Source organism: Burkholderia sp. Ac-20345, assembly GCF_017104825.1.
In the GTDB taxonomy this organism is placed as follows: domain Bacteria; phylum Pseudomonadota; class Gammaproteobacteria; order Burkholderiales; family Burkholderiaceae; genus Burkholderia; species Burkholderia lata_B.
Genome location: NZ_JAAGPO010000150.1, coordinates 1 through 18,955, shown reverse-complemented (window position 1 = coordinate 18,955; position 18,955 = coordinate 1). Strand labels below are relative to the sequence as shown.

General features: G+C 67.3%; 15 protein-coding genes. 12 read left to right on the top strand and 3 right to left on the bottom strand.

The annotated features are described in order from the left end of the window. The first annotated feature begins 125 nt into the window (after positions 1 to 125). Positions 126 to 1,430, top strand: coding sequence for an MFS family transporter (locus G3O06_RS34495; protein ID WP_011351908.1), 1,305 nt, complete (start codon positions 126 to 128; stop codon positions 1,428 to 1,430). Between the two features lie 78 nt (positions 1,431 to 1,508). On the opposite strand, the gene G3O06_RS34490 is transcribed toward G3O06_RS34495, so the two are convergent. Further along, on the bottom strand, positions 1,509 to 2,438 hold the full coding sequence (locus tag G3O06_RS34490; RefSeq protein WP_205818883.1) for a LysR family transcriptional regulator: 930 nt from the start codon (positions 2,436 to 2,438) through the stop codon (positions 1,509 to 1,511). Positions 2,439 to 2,539: 101 nt separating this feature from the next. Between G3O06_RS34490 and G3O06_RS34485 the strand changes: the two genes are divergently transcribed. The 9 genes from G3O06_RS34485 to G3O06_RS34445 all read left to right on the top strand — a co-directional run bounded on the left by G3O06_RS34485 (position 2,540) and on the right by G3O06_RS34445 (position 12,069). Then, entirely contained in the window at positions 2,540 to 3,577 is a 1,038-nt protein-coding gene (locus tag G3O06_RS34485) for an agmatine deiminase family protein (RefSeq protein ID WP_205818882.1), read from the top strand. A 46-nt stretch (positions 3,578 to 3,623) separates the two neighbouring features. Further along, the gene (gene aguB, locus G3O06_RS34480; RefSeq protein ID WP_174997035.1) at positions 3,624 to 4,538 is read left to right on the top strand and encodes an N-carbamoylputrescine amidase; all 915 of its coding nucleotides are present in this window, start codon (positions 3,624 to 3,626) and stop codon (positions 4,536 to 4,538) included. 10 nt (positions 4,539 to 4,548) lie between these two features. Next, positions 4,549 to 5,661, top strand: coding sequence for a polyamine ABC transporter substrate-binding protein (locus tag G3O06_RS34475; RefSeq protein WP_241020383.1), 1,113 nt, complete (start codon positions 4,549 to 4,551; stop codon positions 5,659 to 5,661). A gap of 76 nt (positions 5,662 to 5,737) precedes the next feature. After that, the gene (locus tag G3O06_RS34470; RefSeq protein WP_205818881.1) at positions 5,738 to 6,850 is read left to right on the top strand and encodes an agmatine deiminase family protein; all 1,113 of its coding nucleotides are present in this window, start codon (positions 5,738 to 5,740) and stop codon (positions 6,848 to 6,850) included. A 148-nt stretch (positions 6,851 to 6,998) separates the two neighbouring features. Next, positions 6,999 to 8,513 (top strand): agmatine deiminase family protein, encoded by a 1,515-nt coding sequence (locus G3O06_RS34465; RefSeq protein ID WP_205818880.1) that lies wholly within the window; start codon positions 6,999 to 7,001, stop codon positions 8,511 to 8,513. 274 nt (positions 8,514 to 8,787) lie between these two features. Further along, on the top strand, positions 8,788 to 9,483 hold the full coding sequence (locus G3O06_RS34460) for an alpha/beta hydrolase (protein ID WP_174912338.1): 696 nt from the start codon (positions 8,788 to 8,790) through the stop codon (positions 9,481 to 9,483). 225 nt (positions 9,484 to 9,708) lie between these two features. Continuing rightward, the gene (locus G3O06_RS34455) at positions 9,709 to 10,524 is read left to right on the top strand and encodes an ABC transporter substrate-binding protein (RefSeq protein ID WP_205818879.1); all 816 of its coding nucleotides are present in this window, start codon (positions 9,709 to 9,711) and stop codon (positions 10,522 to 10,524) included. A gap of 94 nt (positions 10,525 to 10,618) precedes the next feature. After that, the gene (locus tag G3O06_RS34450; RefSeq protein ID WP_174912332.1) at positions 10,619 to 11,341 is read left to right on the top strand and encodes an amino acid ABC transporter permease; all 723 of its coding nucleotides are present in this window, start codon (positions 10,619 to 10,621) and stop codon (positions 11,339 to 11,341) included. Between the two features lie 2 nt (positions 11,342 to 11,343). Further along, positions 11,344 to 12,069: an amino acid ABC transporter permease gene (locus tag G3O06_RS34445; RefSeq protein ID WP_174980008.1), complete on the top strand. Its 726-nt coding sequence runs from the start codon at positions 11,344 to 11,346 to the stop codon at positions 12,067 to 12,069. Positions 12,070 to 12,234: 165 nt separating this feature from the next. On the opposite strand, the gene G3O06_RS34440 is transcribed toward G3O06_RS34445, so the two are convergent. Continuing rightward, positions 12,235 to 13,497: a M23 family metallopeptidase gene (locus G3O06_RS34440; RefSeq protein ID WP_205818878.1), complete on the bottom strand. Its 1,263-nt coding sequence runs from the start codon at positions 13,495 to 13,497 to the stop codon at positions 12,235 to 12,237. Positions 13,498 to 13,834: 337 nt separating this feature from the next. After that, positions 13,835 to 14,482 (bottom strand): TetR family transcriptional regulator, encoded by a 648-nt coding sequence (locus G3O06_RS34435; RefSeq protein ID WP_205818877.1) that lies wholly within the window; start codon positions 14,480 to 14,482, stop codon positions 13,835 to 13,837. A 150-nt stretch (positions 14,483 to 14,632) separates the two neighbouring features. Between G3O06_RS34435 and G3O06_RS34430 the strand changes: the two genes are divergently transcribed. Next, positions 14,633 to 15,832, top strand: coding sequence for a MexX/AxyX family multidrug efflux RND transporter periplasmic adaptor subunit (locus G3O06_RS34430; protein ID WP_205818876.1), 1,200 nt, complete (start codon positions 14,633 to 14,635; stop codon positions 15,830 to 15,832). 20 nt (positions 15,833 to 15,852) lie between these two features. Beyond that, positions 15,853 to 18,955: multidrug efflux RND transporter permease subunit (locus G3O06_RS34425; RefSeq protein ID WP_205818875.1), on the top strand; the 3,103-nt coding region annotated here is incomplete at its 3' end.

Below are 18,955 nucleotides of genomic sequence, written 5' to 3'. Positions count from 1 at the left end.
AGCCTGTTACTTTACATTTCGCTAAAATCCCGTAGCGCCGTGCGCCGGAACCGGTGCCACGTGCGACCGAACGCGGCGGCCCCGGCCGTCTCGCCCAGAAAGCACTAAAAGGAACTGACCAATCCATGGACGTCCAGACCGACCAAGCTGCGCTGTCCGCGCATGACACCCGGCGGCGCGTGTTCGCCATCGTCGGCGCCTCGTCGGGCAACCTCGTCGAGTGGTTCGACTTCTACATCTACTCGTTCTGCGCGCTGTACTTCGCGCCGGCGTTCTTCCCGAGCGGCAACACGACGACGCAGCTGCTGAACACGGCAGGCGTGTTCGCGGCCGGCTTCCTGATGCGTCCGATCGGCGGCTGGCTGTTCGGCCGCATCGCCGACCGCCACGGCCGCCGCAACGCGATGATGATCTCGGTGCTGATGATGTGCGGCGGCTCGCTCGTGATCGCGGTGCTGCCGACCTATGCACAGATCGGCGCGCTCGCGCCGGCGCTGCTGCTGGTCGCGCGGCTGTTCCAGGGGCTGTCGGTGGGCGGCGAATACGGCACGAGCGCGACCTACATGAGCGAGGTGGCACTGAAGGGCCGCCGCGGCTTCTTCGCGTCGTTCCAGTACGTGACGCTGATCGGCGGCCAGCTGTGCGCGCTGCTCGTGCTCGTGATCCTGCAGCAGACGCTTTCGGCCGACGAACTGAAGGCGTGGGGCTGGCGCATTCCGTTCGTGGTCGGCGCGGCCGCCGCACTAATCTCGCTGTACCTGCGCAAGTCGCTCGACGAGACGTCGACGACCGCATCGCGCGACAAGAAAGACGCGGGCACGATCCGCGGCGTGTGGCAGCACAAGGGTGCGTTCTTCACGGTGGTCGGCTTCACGGCCGGCGGCTCGCTGATCTTCTACACGTTCACGACGTACATGCAGAAATACCTCGTGAACACGGCCGGCATGCATGCGAAGACGGCCAGCAACGTGATGACCGTCGCGCTGCTCGTCTACATGCTGATGCAGCCGGTGTTCGGCGCGCTGTCCGACAGGATCGGCCGCCGCACGTCGATGATCCTGTTCGGTTCGTTCGCGGTGATCGGCACGGTGCCGCTGATGCACGCGCTGAAGGACGTGACGAGCCCGGTGGCCGCGTTCGTGCTGATCACGGTCGCGCTCGCGATCGTCAGCTTCTACACGTCGATCAGCGGCCTCATCAAGGCCGAGATGTTCCCGCCGGAAGTGCGCGCGATGGGCGTCGGCCTGTCGTATGCAGTCGCGAACGCGATCTTCGGCGGCTCGGCCGAGTACGTCGCGCTGTGGTTCAAGTCGGTCGGCAGCGAGGAAACCTTCTACTGGTACGTGACCGTGCTCTGCGCGATCTCGCTGATCGTGTCGTGGCGGATGCGCGATCCGAGCAAGGAAGGGTATCTGCGTCACGAGCCGTGATCGGCCGCGCAATGTGCGCATTCACGTCATGACGAACGTCCCGCCAGCCGGCGGGACGTTTTTTTTTGCGGCGTGCGATTACGCGGGTGGCGGCGGTGCGTGGTCGGGCGCCGGATCGGATGCGCTCGACAGGCTGCCTTGCTCGACCAGCCATTCGAACATCCGCTCGACGATCGGCGAGCGCGACGGACCTTCCATGCGCGACAGCCACCACGTGGTGCCGGGCAGGCGCGGGTAATCGTCGAGCACGGTCAGGGTGCGCTGGTCGATGCCTGCCTGCGCGACGAGACGCGGCAGGCAGGCGATGCCGCGGCCGCGCAGCACGGCGTCCAGCACGAGCCGCTGGTCGTCGTAGATCGCATGCATCCGGAACGCCGACAGCCGCTCGCGGAACACCGTCGCCAGGCGCTCGTCGGTCAGGCTGGCTTCGAGACAGATGACACCCGCGTGCCGCGGGTGCTCGTCGCGCGGCACGCGTTCGAGTTGCTCCGCCAGCGGCGTCGCGCACACCGTCACCCATTCGTCGCGCATGAACGGGATATCCAGCAGGCCGGGCTGCAGCATCGGCCGCGTGCCGATCGTCATGTCGACGTCGATCTCGTCGACGTAGCGCGCCGTTTCGTCGGTCGACAGCAGCGGGCACAGGTCGGGCAGCACCTGCTGCAACTGCTCGAGGCGCGGCTGCAGCCAGCCGTGCAGCAACGGCGCGGGACACACCAGCACGACGAGCCCAGGATTCAGGTAGGTCGCGATGCGGTCGAGGCCGCCGCGCAACGTGTCCATCGCGCGCTGCACGCTGCGCTGCAGGACCTCGCCGGCGATGGTCAGTTCGACGCCGCGGCCGCGCCGGCGGAACAGCGGCTGCCCGAGCTGTGCTTCGAGCTGCTGGATCTGATGGCTGATCGCCGATTGCGACAGGTGCAGCTCGTCGGCCGCGCGCGAGAAATTGCCCAATCGGGCCGCGGCTTCGAAGCCGGTCAGCAGTTTCAGGGACGGAACGCGTTGCATCGAGGTATGAGGTGAATTGATTAATTCGGCCAAGAAATATCAATATTCATCAAGTTTAACCTGACGCACAATCGGCCATCAATCACAACGGAGGCTGAACGATGGGTCGCTTTGATGCTCGCCAGCGCGGTTACCGGATGCCCGCGGAATGGGAATCCATGGATGCCACGTGGCTCGGATGGCCGGTTCTCCACGATCGCGAGGATCTGTGGGGGAGCCACTACGCGCAGGTGTGCCGCGAATTCGCGCTGGTCGCGCGGACGATCGCCCGCTACCAGCGCTGCGTGGTGGCCGCGCACCACAGCCAGGTCGATGCCGCGCGCGAACTGGTCGGCGCGAGCGTCGACGTGCTGCCGGTCGCGGCCGAGGACAACTGGCTGCGCGACTGCGGGCCGATCTTCCTCGTGAGCGAACAGCGCGGGCTGGGCGCGGCCGTGTTCCGCTTCAACTGCTGGGGCGAGAAGTACCAGCCGTACGACGGCTGCCAGCAGGCCGGGCAGGACATCGCGCGCGCGGCCGGCGCGGAGATCTTCAATTCACCTCTGGTGCTGGAGGGCGGCTCGTTCTATGTCGACGGGCAGGGCACGCTGGTCACCACCGAGAGCTGCCTGCTGCATCCCAATCGCAATCCGCACCTGAGCCGCGCGGAGATCGAGGCGGAGCTGCGCCGCATGCTGGGCGTCGAGAAGATCATTTGGCTGCCGGGCAATCCCGACGAAGTGGAGACGAACGGGCATGTGGACGGTATCGCGTCGTTCATCGCACCCGGCCGGATGCTGTGCCAGGCCGCGATGCCGGAGCAGGGCGACTATTTTCACGTGATGCGGGAAAACCGTCGCGCGCTGGAGCTCGCGACCGATGCGGCGGGGCGCCGTTTCGAGCTGCTCGACCTGCCGTCGCCGATCGTCACCGAACGCTTCGGCTCCGAGCGCTACTGCGATTGCTATGCGAACTACATTCTGGTGAACGGTGCGGTGATCGTGACCGCGTTCGGCGTCGAGCAGGATCAGGCCGCGCGCGAGGTCTTCAGTCGTGCGTTCCCCGGGCGTAACGTGGAGATGCTGCCGATCCCGACGCTGTCGATCGGCGGTGGCAGCATCCACTGTTCGACGCAGCAGCAGCCGTCCGTCGCGAACTGAGCGACGTTTCGCCAGCGGTTTCCGGTCCCACCGAGGAGCAATCGCAATGCCGTCCAAACACATCACCGTCGCCGCCGTCCAGATGGCGTCGGGCAGCTGGAATCTCGAAGACAACATGGCCACCGCGGAGCGCCTGATCCGCGCGGCCGCCGCACAGGGCGCGAATCTCGTGCTGTGCCCGGAGCTGTTCGCGATGCCGTACTTCTGCCTCGACCAGAACGTGCGCCACCTCGAACTCGCGCAACCGTTCGAAGGCAACGCGCAGATCACCCGTTTCGCGGCGCTGGCCGGCGAACTCGGCATCGTGCTGCCGATCGGCTTCTTCGAGCGCGCGGGCAATGCCGCGTACAACTCGATCGCCGTCGCGGACGCGGACGGGCGCGTGCTCGGCGTCTATCGCAAGACGCATATCCCGGACGGGTCGGGCTATACGGAGAAGTTCTATTTCACGCCGGGCGACACCGGCTTCAAGGTGTGGGACACGCGCTTCGGCCGGATCGGCATCGGCATCTGCTGGGACCAGTGGTATCCGGAGACGGCGCGCAGCCTCGCGTTGATGGGCGCCGAGATCCTGTGCTTTCCGACCATCATCGGCTCGGAACCGTTCAGCAGTGCGTTCGATTCGTCCGGCCACTGGCAGCGCACGATGCAGGGCCACGCGGCCGCCAACATGGTGCCGGTGGTGGCCGCGAACCGGATCGGCCGCGAAGTCGGCTTCGGCAACGGCAATCCGGAGCAGCAGGGCCTCACGGGCGTGTTCTACGGGTCGAGCTTCATTGCGGATCACACCGGCGAGAAGCGGGCCGAGGCGAACCGCACCGACGAAGCCGTGCTCGTGCACACGTTCGATCTCGACGCGATCCGCGCCGACCGGCAATCGTGGGGCTTTTTCCGCGATCGCCGCCCGGAGATGTACCGCACGTTGCTGACCAGCGACGGCGTATCGTCCTGTTATCGATGAGGGAGGCCCGATGAAACGGAACGGATGGTTGCGCTGCGCGCTGCCGGGCCTCGCGCTGTGCGTGCTGGCCGGCACGGCCCGCGCCGATGAAGAGAAGGTGCTGAACCTGTACAACTGGAGCAATTACTTCGCGCCGGATACGCTCGCCGGCTTCGAGAAGGAAACCGGCATCAAGGTGCGCTACGACGCATACGACAGCGACGAGACGCTGCAGTCGAAGCTGCTGACCGGTAACAGCGGCTACGACCTCGTGTGGCCGACCAACGACTTCATGGCCAAGCAGATCCAGGCCGGCGTGTTTCGCAAGCTCGACAAGAACCGGCTACCGAACCTGAAGTATCTCGATCCGTCGCTGCTGAAGCAGATGGCGCAATCCGATCCGGGCAACCAGTACGGCGTGCCGTACATGTGGGGCACCGTGGGCGTCGGCTACGACCGCGCGAAGGTGCGCGCGATCCTCGGCAAGGACATGCCGGCCGACAGCCTCGACCTGCTGTTCAAGCCGGAGATCGCGGCGCGGGTTGCCGCGAAGTGCGGGCTGGGCCTGCAGGATTCCGCGAGCACCGTGCTGCCGCTGGCGTTGCGCTATATCGGCCGCGATCCGATGCATCCGGGCGCGCAGGACTATGCGGCCGCGCAGGCGATGCTGATGAAGATCCGGCCGTTCATCCGCGAGTTCGTCAATTCGTCCGATTCCAACGAGCTGATCGACGGCGAGCTGTGCGTGACGGTCGGCTTCTCCGGCGCGATCAACCTGGCCGCGCAGAAGGCGAAGGCGCGCGATCCGAAACGCGACGTCGCGTACGACATTCCGCGGATCGGCACCCTGATGTGGTTCGACGCGATGGTCATTCCGGCCTCCGCGAAGCATCCGGACAACGCGCATGCGTTTATCAACTACATCCTGCGTCCGGACGTGATCGCGAAGATCTCGAATGCGACGCGCTACGCGAATGCAAACCAGGGCGCGTTGAAGCTGATGGACCCGGCGCTGGTGCGCGATCCGGGCATCTATCCGGACGAGGCGACGCGGCGTACGTTGTTCACGCCGATCGCGGAATCGCCGGCCGCGATGCGTCTGGAAGGCCGGACCTGGCTCGGCTTCAAGACGGCGCGACCGTGACCGCGCATCACGAAGTCACCGAACGATTGAAACAACCGAAGCAAACGAAGCAACCGGCAAGCGAAAGAGGAATGCCATGACAACGAGACGTCAACTGTTGAAACGCGGCCTGTCCGTATCGGGGGCGGCGCTGGCCGCCGGCGCGCTGGGCGGGTTGCTCGGCCGCGCCGCGCACGCGCAGCAGGGCGCAACCTGGCACATGCCGGACGAAGGTGCGCCGCACACGGCGACCTGGATGGCGTTCGGCCCGAGCGAGGACATCTGGGGCGCGCGGCTGTTGCCCGTTGCGCGCGCGAACCTGGCCGCGATCGCGAAGGTGATCGCCGCGCACGAACCGCTCAAGATGCTGGTGCGGGAGCAGGACTATGCGATCGCATCGCGGCTGTGCGGTTCGTCGGTCGAGCTCGTCCAGCACCCGATCGACGATCTGTGGATGCGCGACACGGGGCCCGTGTTCGTGAAGAACGCATCGGGCCAGCTCGGCGGCGTGAGCTTCAATTTCAACGGGTGGGGCAACAAGCAGGAGCACGACCAGGATGCGGAAGTCGCGCCGTTCGTGGCGGAGCGCGCGGGCGTGCGGCTGCTCGACACGCGGCTGGTGCTCGAAGGCGGCGGCATCGAGGTGGACGGCGAAGGCACGGCGATCATCACGCGCAGCTGCGTGCTCAACCGGAACCGCAATCCGGGCGTCAGCCAGGCACAGTGCGAGGCGGAACTGAGCCGGCTGCTCGGGTTGAAGAAGATCATCTGGTTGCCGGGCATCGCAGGCAAGGACATCACCGACGGGCATACCGACTTCTACGCGCGCTTCACGAGCCCGGGCGTCGTGGTGGCGGGGCTCGATACCGATCCGTCGTCGTACGATCACGCGGTGACGCGGCAGCACCTGGAGATCCTGCGGAAATCCACCGATGCGAAGGGCCGCCCGTTGAAGGTCGTCGTGCTGCCGGGGCCGAAGAACGTCCGGCACCAGTACGAGAACGCGGAATTCGCGGCCGGCTATATCAACTTCTACGTGTGCAATCGTGCGGTGATCGCGCCGGAGTTCGGCGACAGCCGCGCCGACCGCAATACGCGCGACACGCTCGTCGACCTGTTTCCGGGGCGCGAGGTCATCCAGCTGAACATCGACGGCATCGCCGCGGGCGGCGGCGGCATCCACTGCACCACGCAACAGCAGCCGGCCTGAGCACGGCCGCGGGCCGGCATGCGTGACCGGCCCGCACGACCGTAGCAGGCAGCGGTTAATTCCGGACTACTGAAAACAATGCGGAATCCGTCTTGCGAGATGGAAGCCGGCGCGTACGCACGCGCCGTCCGCGAAATGGAGTTGAAACATGACGAAACGACGTACCCACGCAAGCGCAGGCAAGCGTTCGCCGCACACGCCGGATACCGGCCGGCGCGACTTCATCCGGTATTCGGCCCCCTTGCTCAGCTTGCCGCTGCTGGGCAGTCTGGCAGCCTGCGGTGGCGGCGGCGACAGTGCATCCGGCGCGGCTTCCGCGTTGCCGGGCGCGACGTCGTCGGCGCGGCAGGTCACGTATCGACTGCCGGCCGAAGATGCACCGCACGCATCGACCTACATGGCCTTTGCGTCCGGCGCGGACGGCATCTGGATGCCCGTCACGCCGCAGAGCCCGGATGCCGGCATCGACCGCGTGCGTGCCGACCTGATGGACGTCGCGAAGGCAATCGGCGCAACCGAACCGGTCGAGATGCTGGTGCTGCCGGCCGACCTGGACGCGGCGCGCGCGCTGCTCGGGACCGCGAGCGCCGCGAATCCCGACCTGCATGCGCGTTACGCGGCACGTGCCGCGGGTACCGGCGGGATCAACCTCGTCCCGCTCGCCGACGGCTTCAACGATTTCTGGTTGCGCGACACGGGTTGCGTGTTCGTCAGGGACACGGCGAACGGCAACGCGCTGAATGCGGTGAGCTTCAATTTCAACGGCTGGGGCAATGCGAATACCGACGGCGCGGGCCTGAGCGCGGGGACGACGGTTCCGCCGGAGGTCGCGGCCGCGAGCAACCGGTCGAAGACGGGCAAGTTCTTCCATCCGTTCGGGCGCGACAGCGCGGTGGCGGGCTGGATGGCGCAGACGAAAGGCGCCAACCTGATCCGCAGCACGTTGACGCTCGAAGGCGGCGCGCTCGAATTCGACGGCGATGCGACAGCGATCCTCACCGAATCGTCCGTGCTGCACGTGAACCGGAATCCGCAACTGTTCGACATCCCGAACGGCGTGATCGCGAATGCGTCGCTCCTGCCGACGGCGAAAGACACCGTGCTCGCCGAACTGCAGCGCACGCTCGGTGTGCGGAAGATCATCTGGCTGCCGGGCACGGCGACCTATCCGCGCGGCAGCGGAGCGGGCGGTGCCGGCGGCGCGGCAACCCCGGCCGGCGAGACCGACATCACGAACGGACACGTCGATTTCTACGCGCGCTTTATCGCGCCTGGCGTGGTCGCGTGCTGTTACGACGCGTCGAATTCGACCGGCGAACGCGCGTTGACGGACGCCAACCGGCAACGGCTCGCGGGCCAGACCGATGCGAACGGCCGGCCGCTGCGGATCGTCGAGCTGGTGCCGCCGGCCAATTTCGGCACGTCGGCCGGCACGCGCCTGACCGACCTGCAGATGACGAATTTCGCGGCCGGCTACATCAATTTCTACACGTGCAACGGTGCGATCGTCATGCCGAAGTTCAACGACGTGGCGGCCGACGCGGCCGCGGTCGCAGCGATCCGGCCGTATGCGGGAACCCGGGCGATCGTGCAGGTCGACATCCTCGGCATCGCGTCGGGCGGCGGCGGCATCCACTGCTCGACCCGTGAAGTGCCGGCGTGAGCGTGTCCCGTCATATCGATATTGAAATCGATTCGTTGTCCATGACGGGCGAATTCCTTAATCTGGGCCCGTAGTTCGTGTGACACCTCCTTGACTGGGATTCGCGCCCGCTGCTTGCAGCGGGCGTCTTTTTTTGTGCGCTGCATCTCACGCCGGCCCCGGCGGGGTTGGTCGCGCGCGGCGGCTCGCCTATGCTGGTTGCTGCATGTCCGCGCGACGGTCCGGATCGGCCGGGCCGGTGACGGTTCGATGACATGCCACGTCAAGGAGAGTCATGATGAGCAAACCCGCGATCGTGCTCGTGCACGGCTTCTGGGGCGGCGCCGCGCACTGGGCAAAAGTGATCGTCGAACTCGCGCGCAAGGGCCATGAATCGCTGCATGCGGTCGAATTGCCGCTGACCTCGCTCGCCGACGACGCCGAACGCACACGCCGGATGGTCGCGCAGCAGGCGGGCCCCGTGCTGCTGGTCGGCCATTCGTACGGCGGCGCAGTCATCACCGAGGCCGGCAACCTGCCGAACGTCGCGGGCCTCGTGTTCATTGCCGCATTCGCGCCCGACGCCGGCGAAAGCCCCGGCGGAATCACGCAGGAACACCTGCCGGCCGCCGCGCCGAACCTCGCGCCCGACAGCGACGGCTATCTGTGGATCAAGCCCGACAAATTCCACGAGAGCTTTTGCCAGGACCTTTCGTCGGACGAAGCGCTCGTGATGGCCGTCACGCAGAAGGCGCCGGTGGCGAGCACCTTCGCGGACACCATCCACGCGCCCGCGTGGCGCGTGAAACCGTCGTGGTACCAGATCTCGAGCGAAGACCGGATGATCGCGCCGGAAAACCAGCAGCGGATGTCGGCGCGAATGGACGCGCGCAAGGTCATCACGCTCGATGCGAGCCATGCGTCGCTCGCGTCGAAACCGGTGGCCGTCGCGGCGCTGATCGACGAGGCGGCCACCGCGCTCGCCGGGTGATGCGCGGGAAGCGGGGCGCGGCGGGCAGCGCGCGGTACGATGCCGTGCCCGCGGCCCTCATGGCTCATCACGAAACCCGCTGAGCAAAGCACCATTTGTTGGTTCGGATTCGCCGCACGCGCTGATACGTTAGCGGCTTCGCGACGACACACTCCGTCGCGATGTTCTTCGAACCGGGCCGCCGCGCGATCCGCGGCGGCCTTCATAACAAATCAGGTCGTGCTCATGAAATTCCACACTCTCGCTACGTGGCTCATCGGGGCTGCACTCGTTACCGCAGGCACCGCCGCGCATGCGGACCGTCTAGACGACATCAAGAAAGCCGGCGTGCTGCGCGTCGCGACGTTCGACAGCAACCCGCCGTTCGGCTATGTCGACGGCAAAAGCAATCACATCGTCGGCCTCGACGTCGACTACGCGAAGGCGCTCGCCGACAAGCTCGGCGTGAAGCTGCAGCTCCAGCCGACCAACCCCGCGAACCGCATTCCGTTCCTGACGTCCGGCAAGGTCGATCTCGTGCTCGCGAACTTCACGATCACCGACGAGCGCGCGAAGCAGGTCGACTTCAGCATTCCGTATTTCTCGTCGGGCCAGCAGTTTCTCGCGAAGAAGGGCGTGCTGAAATCGGCCGACCAACTGAACGCGCTGCGCGTCGGCGCCGACAAGGGCACGACCAACGAGATCACGCTGCGCGAGAAATTCCCGAAGGCGACGATCGTCGCGTACGACGACACGCCGTTCGCGTTCGCCGCGCTGCGCGCCGGCAACGTGCAGGCGATCACGCAGGACGGCCCGAAGCTGATCGGGCTGCTCGCGAACGTGCCCGACAAGCAGAACTACGAGATCCCGGCGTTCACGATCTCGAACGACTACATGGGCGTCGGCGTGCCGAAGGGCGAGACGCGCCTGCTCGGCTTCGTCAACGACACGCTGAAGGGGCTCGAGTCGAACGGCCGCGCCGTGCAGATCTACGACGCATGGTTCGGGCCGACGACGAAGACACCGCTCACGCGCATCTTCCGGATCGGCGACAAGACCTGATCCGCATCGCACGCGCGCCGCGATCGGCCGGACCCTCGGCCGCGCGGCGCTTTCCGTTTTCTTCCGATCGCGCGCTTCGCGCCCGTAACACAGCATGCTCGGGTTGGCTCCCAAATATCTGTCCTGGCTCTGGCAGGGCTTCCTGCTGACGCTCGGCCTCGCGGCCGCGTCGGCCGTCGCAGCGACCGCCGGCGGGCTGCTGCTCGCGGTCATGCGGCATGCGCGCGGCAGGCTGCCGCGCGCACTGGCGGCCGCGTACGTTCTCACGTTCCGCAACACGCCGCTGCTCGTGCAGTTGCTGTTCTGGTATTTCGGCGTCGCGTCGCTGCTGCCCGACACGTGGATCGCGTGGCTGAACGCGCGCCATGCGTTGAGCGTCGGCCCGTTCACGCTCGCATGGCCGTCGTTCGAATTCGTCGCTGGCTGGGTCGGGCTGAGCGCGTATACGGCCGCGTTCGTCGCCGAGGAATGCGAAGCGGGCCTGCGCGGCGTGCGGCGCGCGCAGCACGACGCGGCGGCCGCACTCGGCCTCACGCCGATGCAGTCGCTGCGCTACGTGGTGCTGCCGCAGGCCGTGCGTATCGCGTTGCCGCCGCTGTTCGGCCAATACATGAATCTCGTGAAGAATTCGTCGCTCGCGATGGCGATCGGCGTGGCCGAGCTGTCGTATGCGTCGCGGCAGGTCGAGACCGAGACGTTCAAGACGTTCGCCGCATTCGGCGTGGCGACCGTGCTGTACGTCGCGGCGGTGGCCGCGATCGAAGCGGGCGCGTATGCGGCGACGCAATGGCGCGACCGGTTGGGAGCGGGGCGCTGACGATGGATTTTTCACTGCTGTTCTCCAATCTGCCGTACCTGCTCGTCGGCGCGTTTCCGGAAGGGCCGCTCGGCGGCGCCGCGCTGTCGCTGCTGCTCGCGATCGCGTCGGCCGTCGCATCGGCCGTGCTCGGGATCGCGCTCGGCGTTGCGATGGCGCTCGCGCGCGGCCCCGCACGCGTGCTGCTGCTCGCGTTCATCGGCTTCTTCCGCGCGATTCCGGTGCTGATGCTGATTTTCTGGACCTACTTCCTGATGCCCATGCTGCTGCACATGGACGTGCCGGGGCTCGCGACGGTCGTGTGCGCGCTCGCGCTGATCGGCGGCGCGTATCTCGCGCATGCGGTGCATGCGGGCATCGTCGCGGCCGGCGACGGGCAATGGCAGGCCGGGCTGTCGCTCGGGCTCACGCGCTGGCAGACGGTGCGCTACGTGCTGCTGCCGCAGGCGATCCGGATCATGACGCCGTCGTTCGTCAACCAGTGGGTCGCGCTCGTGAAGGACACGTCGCTCGCGTATATCGTCGGCGTGCCGGAACTGTCGTTCGTCGCGACGCAGGTGAACAACCGGCTGATGGTGTATCCGGCGCCGATCTTCCTGTTCGTCGCGCTGATCTATCTGGTGCTGTGCACGTCGCTCGACGGCGCGGCACGCTGGCTGCTGTCGCGTCGCCCGCGCGCGGAACGTGCCGCGCATGCGGCGGCCGAATACACGGAACCCGCGCGGTGACGGCATGCCGCGGCCGTTTCGAATGGCCGGTGAAGCCGTACGGGTGAATGTGTGCAGTGGGCCGTACGCCGGGCAGGTCGGGCCCGGCGGGCAGTACGGACAAGGACGGTAGAGGGCCGGCCGCGCGCGCCGCTGCTCATCGAGCGGCGGCGGGCGGCAGATGCGTCACGACGCCGAGTAATGCGTATTGAAGACCGCGCGCAGCGTTGACGAGTCGGTCGCGAAATCGCCCCACAGCGGCCCATCGTTCTGCGCGAACGCGAACGGCGCGGTGCTGATCGACGCGAGACGGAAGCGCCACTGCGCTGCTTCGTGGCGGAAGGCGGTGAGCTGCATGTCGGACAGCGCCGTCTGCGCGCTCGCGAGCGTGACGAGCGGGTCGACCGGATCGTTCGCGACGCGCACCTCGAAGTGCAGGTGCGGGCCCGTGGCGGCGCCGGTCATCCCGACCGAGCCGATGCGCTGGCCCTGCTTCACGGTCTCGCCCGTCTTGAGGCCGTGCGCGTACGCGGACAGGTGCGCATAGTAGGTCGAGTACCCATCGGCATGATCGACGATCACGTAGCGGCCGTAGCCGCCCGGATCGGTGCCGACGAACGACACGACGCCGTCGGCCGCCGCATTGACGGGCGTGCCGCTCGGCGCGGCGAGATCGACGCCCGTGTGGAACGCCATCGCCTGCGACAGCGGATGGATGCGCTCGCCGAAGAACGAGCTGATGCGCGTCCACTTGACCGGCATCGTGAATGCGGCGGCTTCGAGCGGCGAGCCGTCGAGCGCGTAGTACGCGCCGTGCTCGGCGCCCGGCGCGCGGAACCAGATCGCGCCGAACGTGCGGCCGGCGACGCGCAGTTCGAGCGCGGTGAGGCGCGGCGTGCCGTCATTCGTATCGAATGCGACGCGGTAGTAGTCGCCGCGCTGCGCGCTCGCCCGCATCGCGACCTTGCCGCTGACGAGATCGCCGAGCTGGATGCGCACCTCGGGCGGTACATCGAGACGGTTCAGCGTATCGGACAACGTGAGCTCGATGTCGCCCGCGCGCATCCCGTGCTGGTTTTCAGGGGCCGCGAACTGGAACAGGTTCGCATAGCCGAGCATCTCGTTGCGGTGCGCGCTGAGCGGTGCGAACAGGCCCGGCTGGTGGCTGCGGTCGTTGCGTTCGCCGGCATCGTTGCGCTCGCCGATCGTGCGGGCGAGTTCGCTCGTCACGAAATGCTGCGCGGTGGGAAACGGCGTGTCGGACAGCACGCGCTGCGGCAGCGCGGCCGTGCCGGAGTCGACGGCGCCCGGCAGTTGCGACACGGCCGGCAGCGCGGCGAGGCCGAGTGCGGCGAGGGCGCCGAGCACGGCGGCCGGTACGAGCGCGCGCACGACGCGCTGCGCGCGGCCGGGCGCGAAAGCATCAGGGGTAGCGTCAGACTTGACCAAGGTGTCCACATCCAGGAAAGCGGTTCAAAGGGGTGTGGGCAGGGGCCACCGGCGGCACATCCGTCGGGCAGCGACGGGGCGGGCGGCGGGCGTGCAACAAAACAGGCCCCGCCAGGGGCCTGTATCGTTTCCGTTCGACCCAACGCGCGGGTGGACCCGCTTCGAACGGCGGCGTGCATACCGGGTCGAACCCGGTTATCACGAAGACGCTAAAGAAAGATGACAGCGTCAGTCTACCGATGTTCCGCAAAACGTTAAAAATTTTAAAGGGGGTCAGCTCATTCGTTTCGCAGTGCGGTAAATCGGGTTAAATCAGCATTTATTACGACAAATTCCGTCAGTCCGGCAATTTGTGCGCGCGGATGCGCAGCGCGGCGGACGTGCGCACGGTGTCGAAGCCGGCGTCGAGCATGGCCTCGGCGTCGGTCCACAGGTTGCCGCGCAGCCGGTTGGTCCAGATCATCGACGCGAACACGCCTTCGAGCAGCGACACGAGATAGACGGCGGCCAGGTGCACGTCGAGATCGGCGGCGACTTCGCCGGCCGCGATCGCGCGGCGCAGCAGCGCCTTCGTGATCCGCAGCATCTGCAATTCGAGCAGCATGCGACGCCGCTGCAGCGCGCCGTTTTCCTCGCTCTGCTCGCACTTCGTATAGAGGATCACGAGCACGCGCTGCATCGGGCCCGGCTCGCCGCATTCCTGCAGATAGTGCGACGCGGCGCGCCGCAGCGTGGCAAGCGGGGGCAGCCCTTCGCCCGCGTCGAAGCCTTCCGACGTGCGCGCGAACGCGCGGTCGCACATCGCGAGACACACTTCCATCTTGTTGCGGTAATGGCCGTAGACGGCGCCCCGCGACATCCCGGCGGCCTCGGCGAGGTCCGCCATCGCGGTTTGCGCAACGCCTTTCTCGAGCAGCACGAGCTCGGCTGCGTCGAGGATCCGGTGCTTGATGGCGAGCGATTCTTCGCGGGTCTTGCGGGCCATGTCCTGAAATTCCTTACAATTCGCTGTCGTTTTATTGAGACAGTGTGACGGTCAGATTGAAACGGTGTGTATTTAATCAGTCGTGACTGATTATAATCGACCACCCTGAGCCGCCGCATTTTATCGGCGGCGAACGATCCGAGGTCATACATGAATAACAATCGCTCCCTGTTGCGCCACCGGCTGGCGCCGTTCGCGCTGGCGGCCGTGCTGGCTCTGGCAGGATGTGGAAAGGGCGACAAGGACGCCGCGCCGGAGGCCGCGAAACAGGCAACGGTCGTGACGGTGCGCCCGACGGCCGTGCCGATGACCGTCGAATTGCCGGGCCGGCTCGACGCCTACCGGCAGGCGGAAGTGCGCGCGCGGGTCGCGGGCATCGTGACCGCGCGCACCTACGAGGAAGGCCAGGAAGTGAAGCAGGGCGCGGTGCTGTTCCGCATCGATCCCGCGCCGCTGAAGGCCGCGCGCGACGCCGCGCAGGGTGCGTTTGCGAAGGCGCAGGCCGCCGCACTCGCGGCGAGCGACAAGCGCCGCCGTTACGACGATCTCGTGCGCGATCGCGCGGTGAGCGAGCGCGACCACACCGAGGCTGTTGCGAACGACACGCAGGCGAAGGCCGACGTCGCGTCCACGAAGGCGGAGCTCGCACGGGCGCAGTTGCAGCTCGACTATGCGACCGTCACCGCGCCGATCGCGGGCCGCGCACGGCGCGCGCTCGTGACCGAAGGTGCGCTCGTCGGCCAGGACCAGGCGACGCCGCTCACGACCGTCGAGCAGCTCGATCCGATCTACGTGAACTTCTCGCAGCCGGCCGCCGACGTCGACGCGTTGCGCCGCGCGGTGAAGAGCGGGCGCGCGACGGGGATTGCGCAGCACGACATCGCGGTGACGCTGCTGCGCGCCGACGGCACCGCGTATCCGCTGAAGGGCAAGCTGCTGTTCAGCGATCTCGCGGTCGATCCGACCACCGACACCGTCGCGATGCGCGCGCTGTTCCCGAATCCGGAGCGCGAGCTGCTGCCGGGCGCGTATGTGCGGATCGCGCTCGACACGGCGGTCGACCAGCGGGCGATCCTCGTGCCGCGCGATGCGCTGCTGCGCACGGCCGACCGGACGTCGGTGCGGGTCGTCGGCACGAACGGCAAGGTCAAGGACGTCGAGGTCGCGGCCGACCAGATGAGCGGCCGTGACTGGCGCATCACGCGCGGCCTTGCGGGCGGCGAGCGCGTGATCGTCGACAACGCCGCGCAGTTCGCGCCCGATACGGCCGTCAAGCCCGTCGAGAAGGCGCCGCCGTCGAAGGCAGCGCCGGCAGCGGCCGCTTCGCAGGCGGCCGCCCGTCAAACCTGACCGGTTAACACCACACCACCATGGCACGTTTCTTCATCGATCGCCCCGTCTTCGCGTGGGTGATCGCAATCTTCATCATGCTGGGCGGCGCATTCGCGATCCGCGCGCTGCCCGTTGCGCAGTACCCGGACATCGCACCGCCCGTCGTCAGCATCTATGCGACGTACCCGGGCGCGTCCGCGCAGGTCGTCGAGGAATCGGTGACCGCGCTGATCGAGCGCGAAATGAACGGTGCGCCGGGGCTGATGTACACATCGGCCACCAGCAGCGCCGGGATGGCGTCGCTGTACCTGACGTTCAAGCAGGGCGTGAACGCCGATCTCGCGGCCGTCGAAGTGCAGAACCGGCTGAAGACGGTCGAGGCGCGGCTGCCCGAACCGGTGCGGCGCGACGGCATCCAGGTCGAGAAGGCCGCCGACAACATTCAGCTCGTGGTGTCGCTGACGTCCGACGACGGGCGGATGACCGCCGTGCAGCTCGGCGAATATGCGTCGGCGAACGTCGTGCAGGCGCTGCGTCGCGTCGAGGGTGTCGGCAAGGTGCAGTTCTGGGGCGCCGAATACGCGATGCGGATCTGGCCCGACCCGGTGAAGATGGCCGGGCACGGCCTCACCGCGTCGGACATCGCGTCGGCCGTGCGTGCGCACAACGCGCGCGTGACGATCGGCGACATCGGCCGCAGCGCGGTACCGGCCAGCGCGCCGATCGCGGCGACCGTGTTCGCCGATGCGCCGCTGAAGACGCCGGCCGATTTCGGCGCGATCGCGCTGCGCACGCAGGCCGACGGCTCCGCGCTGACTCTGCGCGACGTCGCACGCATCGAGTTCGGCGGCAACGACTACAACTATCCGTCGTACGTGAACGGCAAGGTCGCGACCGGGATGGGCATCAAGCTCGCGCCGGGCTCGAACGCGGTCTCCACCGAGAAGCGCGTGCGCGCGACGATGGACGAGCTGTCCGCGTATTTTCCGCCGGGCGTGAAGTACCAGATCCCGTACGAGACGTCGTCGTTCGTGCGCGTATCGATGAACAAGGTCGTCACGACGCTGATCGAGGCCGGTGTGCTGGTGTTCCTCGTGATGTTCCTGTTCATGCAGAACCTGCGTGCGACGCTGATCCCGACGCTCGTCGTGCCGGTCGCGCTCGCGGGCACGTTCGGCGTGATGTATGCGGCCGGCTTCTCGATCAACGTGCTGACGATGTTCGGGATGGTGCTCGCCATCGGCATCCTCGTCGACGACGCGATCGTCGTGGTCGAGAACGTCGAGCGGCTGATGGTCGAGGAGGGGCTCGGGCCCTACGACGCGACCGTCAAGGCGATGAAGCAGATCAGCGGCGCGATCATCGGGATCACCGTGGTGCTGACGTCGGTGTTCCTGCCGATGGCGTTCTTCGGCGGCGCGGTGGGCAACATCTACCGGCAATTTGCGTTGTCGCTCGCGGTGTCGATCGGCTTCTCGGCCTTCCTCGCGCTGTCGCTGACGCCCGCACTGTGCGCGACGCTGCTCAAGCCCGTGTCCGGCGGCCATCACGAGAAGCGAGGCTTCTTCGGCTGGTTCAACCGCTTCGTCGCGAGCTCGACGCAGCGCTATGCAACGCGCGTCGGCAAGATGCTGAAGAAGCCGGTGCGCTGGCTCGTCGTGTACGGCGCGCTGACCGGCGTCGCGGGGCTGATGCTCATGCAACTGCCGACCGCGTTCCTGCCGGACGAGGACCAGGGCAACTTCATGGTGATGGTGATCCGCCCGCAAGGCACGCCGCTCGCGGAAACGATGCAGAGCGTGCGGGAAGTCGAGTCGGCCATCCGCCGCGACGAGCCGACCGCGTTCACGTATGCGCTCGGCGGCTTCAACCTGTACGGCGAAGGGCCGAACGGCGGGATGATCTTCGTCACGCTGAAGAACTGGAAGGAGCGCAAGAGCGAAGACGCTCACGTGCAGGCGATCGTCGCACGCATCAATGAGCGCTTCGCGAGCACGCCGAACACGACGGTGTTCGCAATGAACTCGCCGGCGCTGCCCGATCTCGGCTCGTCGAGCGGCTTCGACTTCCGGCTGCAGAACCGCGGCGGGCTCGACTACGCTGCGTTCAGCGCCGCGCGCGAGCAGCTGCTCGCGACGGGCCGCAAGGATCCGGCGCTGGCCGACCTGATGTTCGCCGGCACGCAGGACGCGCCGCAGCTGAAGCTCGACATCGATCGCGCGAAGGCGTCCGCGCTCGGCGTGTCGATGGACGAGATCAACACGACGCTCGCGGTGATGTTCGGCTCCGACTATATCGGCGACTTCATGCACGGCACGCAGGTGCGGCGCGTGGTCGTGCAGGCCGACGGGCTGCACCGGCTCGATCCGGACGACGTGAAGAAGCTGCGCGTGCGCAATGCGCGCGGCGAGATGGTGCCGCTCGCGGCGTTCACGACGCTGCACTGGACGCTCGGGCCGCCGCAGCTCACGCGCTACAACGGCTTTCCGTCGTTCACGATCAACGGCTCGGCCGCGGAAGGCCACAGCAGCGGCGAGGCGATGGCCGCGATCGAGCGGCTCGCCGGGAAGCTGCCGGCCGGCACCGGCTTCTCGTGGTCGGGGCAGTCGTTCGAGGAGCGGCTGTCGGGCGCGCAGGCGCCGATGCTGTTCGCGCTGTCGGTGCTCGTCGTGTTCCTCGCGCTCGCGGCGCTCTACGAGAGCTGGTCGATTCCGTTCGCGGTGATGCTGGTCGTGCCGCTCGGCGTGATCGGCGCGGTGCTCGGCGTCACGCTGCGGATGATGCCGAACGACATCTATTTCAAGGTAGGGCTGATCGCGACGATCGGGCTGTCCGCGAAGAACGCGATCCTGATCGTCGAAGTCGCGAAGGACCTGGTCGCGCAGCGCATGTCGCTCGTCGACGCGGCGCTCGAGGCCGCGCGCCTGCGGCTGCGGCCGATCGTGATGACGTCGCTCGCGTTCGGCGTCGGCGTGCTGCCGCTCGCGTTCGCGTCGGGCGCCGCGTCCGGCGCGCAGATGGCGATCGGCACCGGCGTGCTGGGCGGCGTGATCACGGCGACCGTGCTCGCGGTGTTCCTCGTCCCACTGTTTTTCGTGATCGTCGGCCGCCTGTTCGACGTCGGCCCGCGCCGGCGCGGGA

Excerpts from the sequence above, each read along its gene's own strand:
- aguB (WP_174997035.1), top strand. The coding sequence starts at position 3,624 with ATGCCGTCCAAACACATCACCGTCGCCGCCGTCCAGATGGCGTCGGGC.
- G3O06_RS34465 (WP_205818880.1), top strand. The coding sequence starts at position 6,999 with ATGACGAAACGACGTACCCACGCAAGCGCAGGCAAGCGTTCGCCGCAC.
- G3O06_RS34470 (WP_205818881.1), top strand. The coding sequence starts at position 5,738 with ATGACAACGAGACGTCAACTGTTGAAACGCGGCCTGTCCGTATCGGGG.
- G3O06_RS34485 (WP_205818882.1), top strand. The coding sequence starts at position 2,540 with ATGGGTCGCTTTGATGCTCGCCAGCGCGGTTACCGGATGCCCGCGGAA.
- G3O06_RS34435 (WP_205818877.1), bottom strand. The coding sequence starts at position 14,482 with ATGGCCCGCAAGACCCGCGAAGAATCGCTCGCCATCAAGCACCGGATC.
- G3O06_RS34460 (WP_174912338.1), top strand. The coding sequence starts at position 8,788 with ATGATGAGCAAACCCGCGATCGTGCTCGTGCACGGCTTCTGGGGCGGC.
- G3O06_RS34495 (WP_011351908.1), top strand. The coding sequence starts at position 126 with ATGGACGTCCAGACCGACCAAGCTGCGCTGTCCGCGCATGACACCCGG.
- G3O06_RS34490 (WP_205818883.1), bottom strand. The coding sequence starts at position 2,438 with ATGCAACGCGTTCCGTCCCTGAAACTGCTGACCGGCTTCGAAGCCGCG.
- G3O06_RS34455 (WP_205818879.1), top strand. The coding sequence starts at position 9,709 with ATGAAATTCCACACTCTCGCTACGTGGCTCATCGGGGCTGCACTCGTT.
- G3O06_RS34445 (WP_174980008.1), top strand. The coding sequence starts at position 11,344 with ATGGATTTTTCACTGCTGTTCTCCAATCTGCCGTACCTGCTCGTCGGC.
- G3O06_RS34475 (WP_241020383.1), top strand. The coding sequence starts at position 4,549 with ATGAAACGGAACGGATGGTTGCGCTGCGCGCTGCCGGGCCTCGCGCTG.
- G3O06_RS34450 (WP_174912332.1), top strand. The coding sequence starts at position 10,619 with ATGCTCGGGTTGGCTCCCAAATATCTGTCCTGGCTCTGGCAGGGCTTC.
- G3O06_RS34430 (WP_205818876.1), top strand. The coding sequence starts at position 14,633 with ATGAATAACAATCGCTCCCTGTTGCGCCACCGGCTGGCGCCGTTCGCG.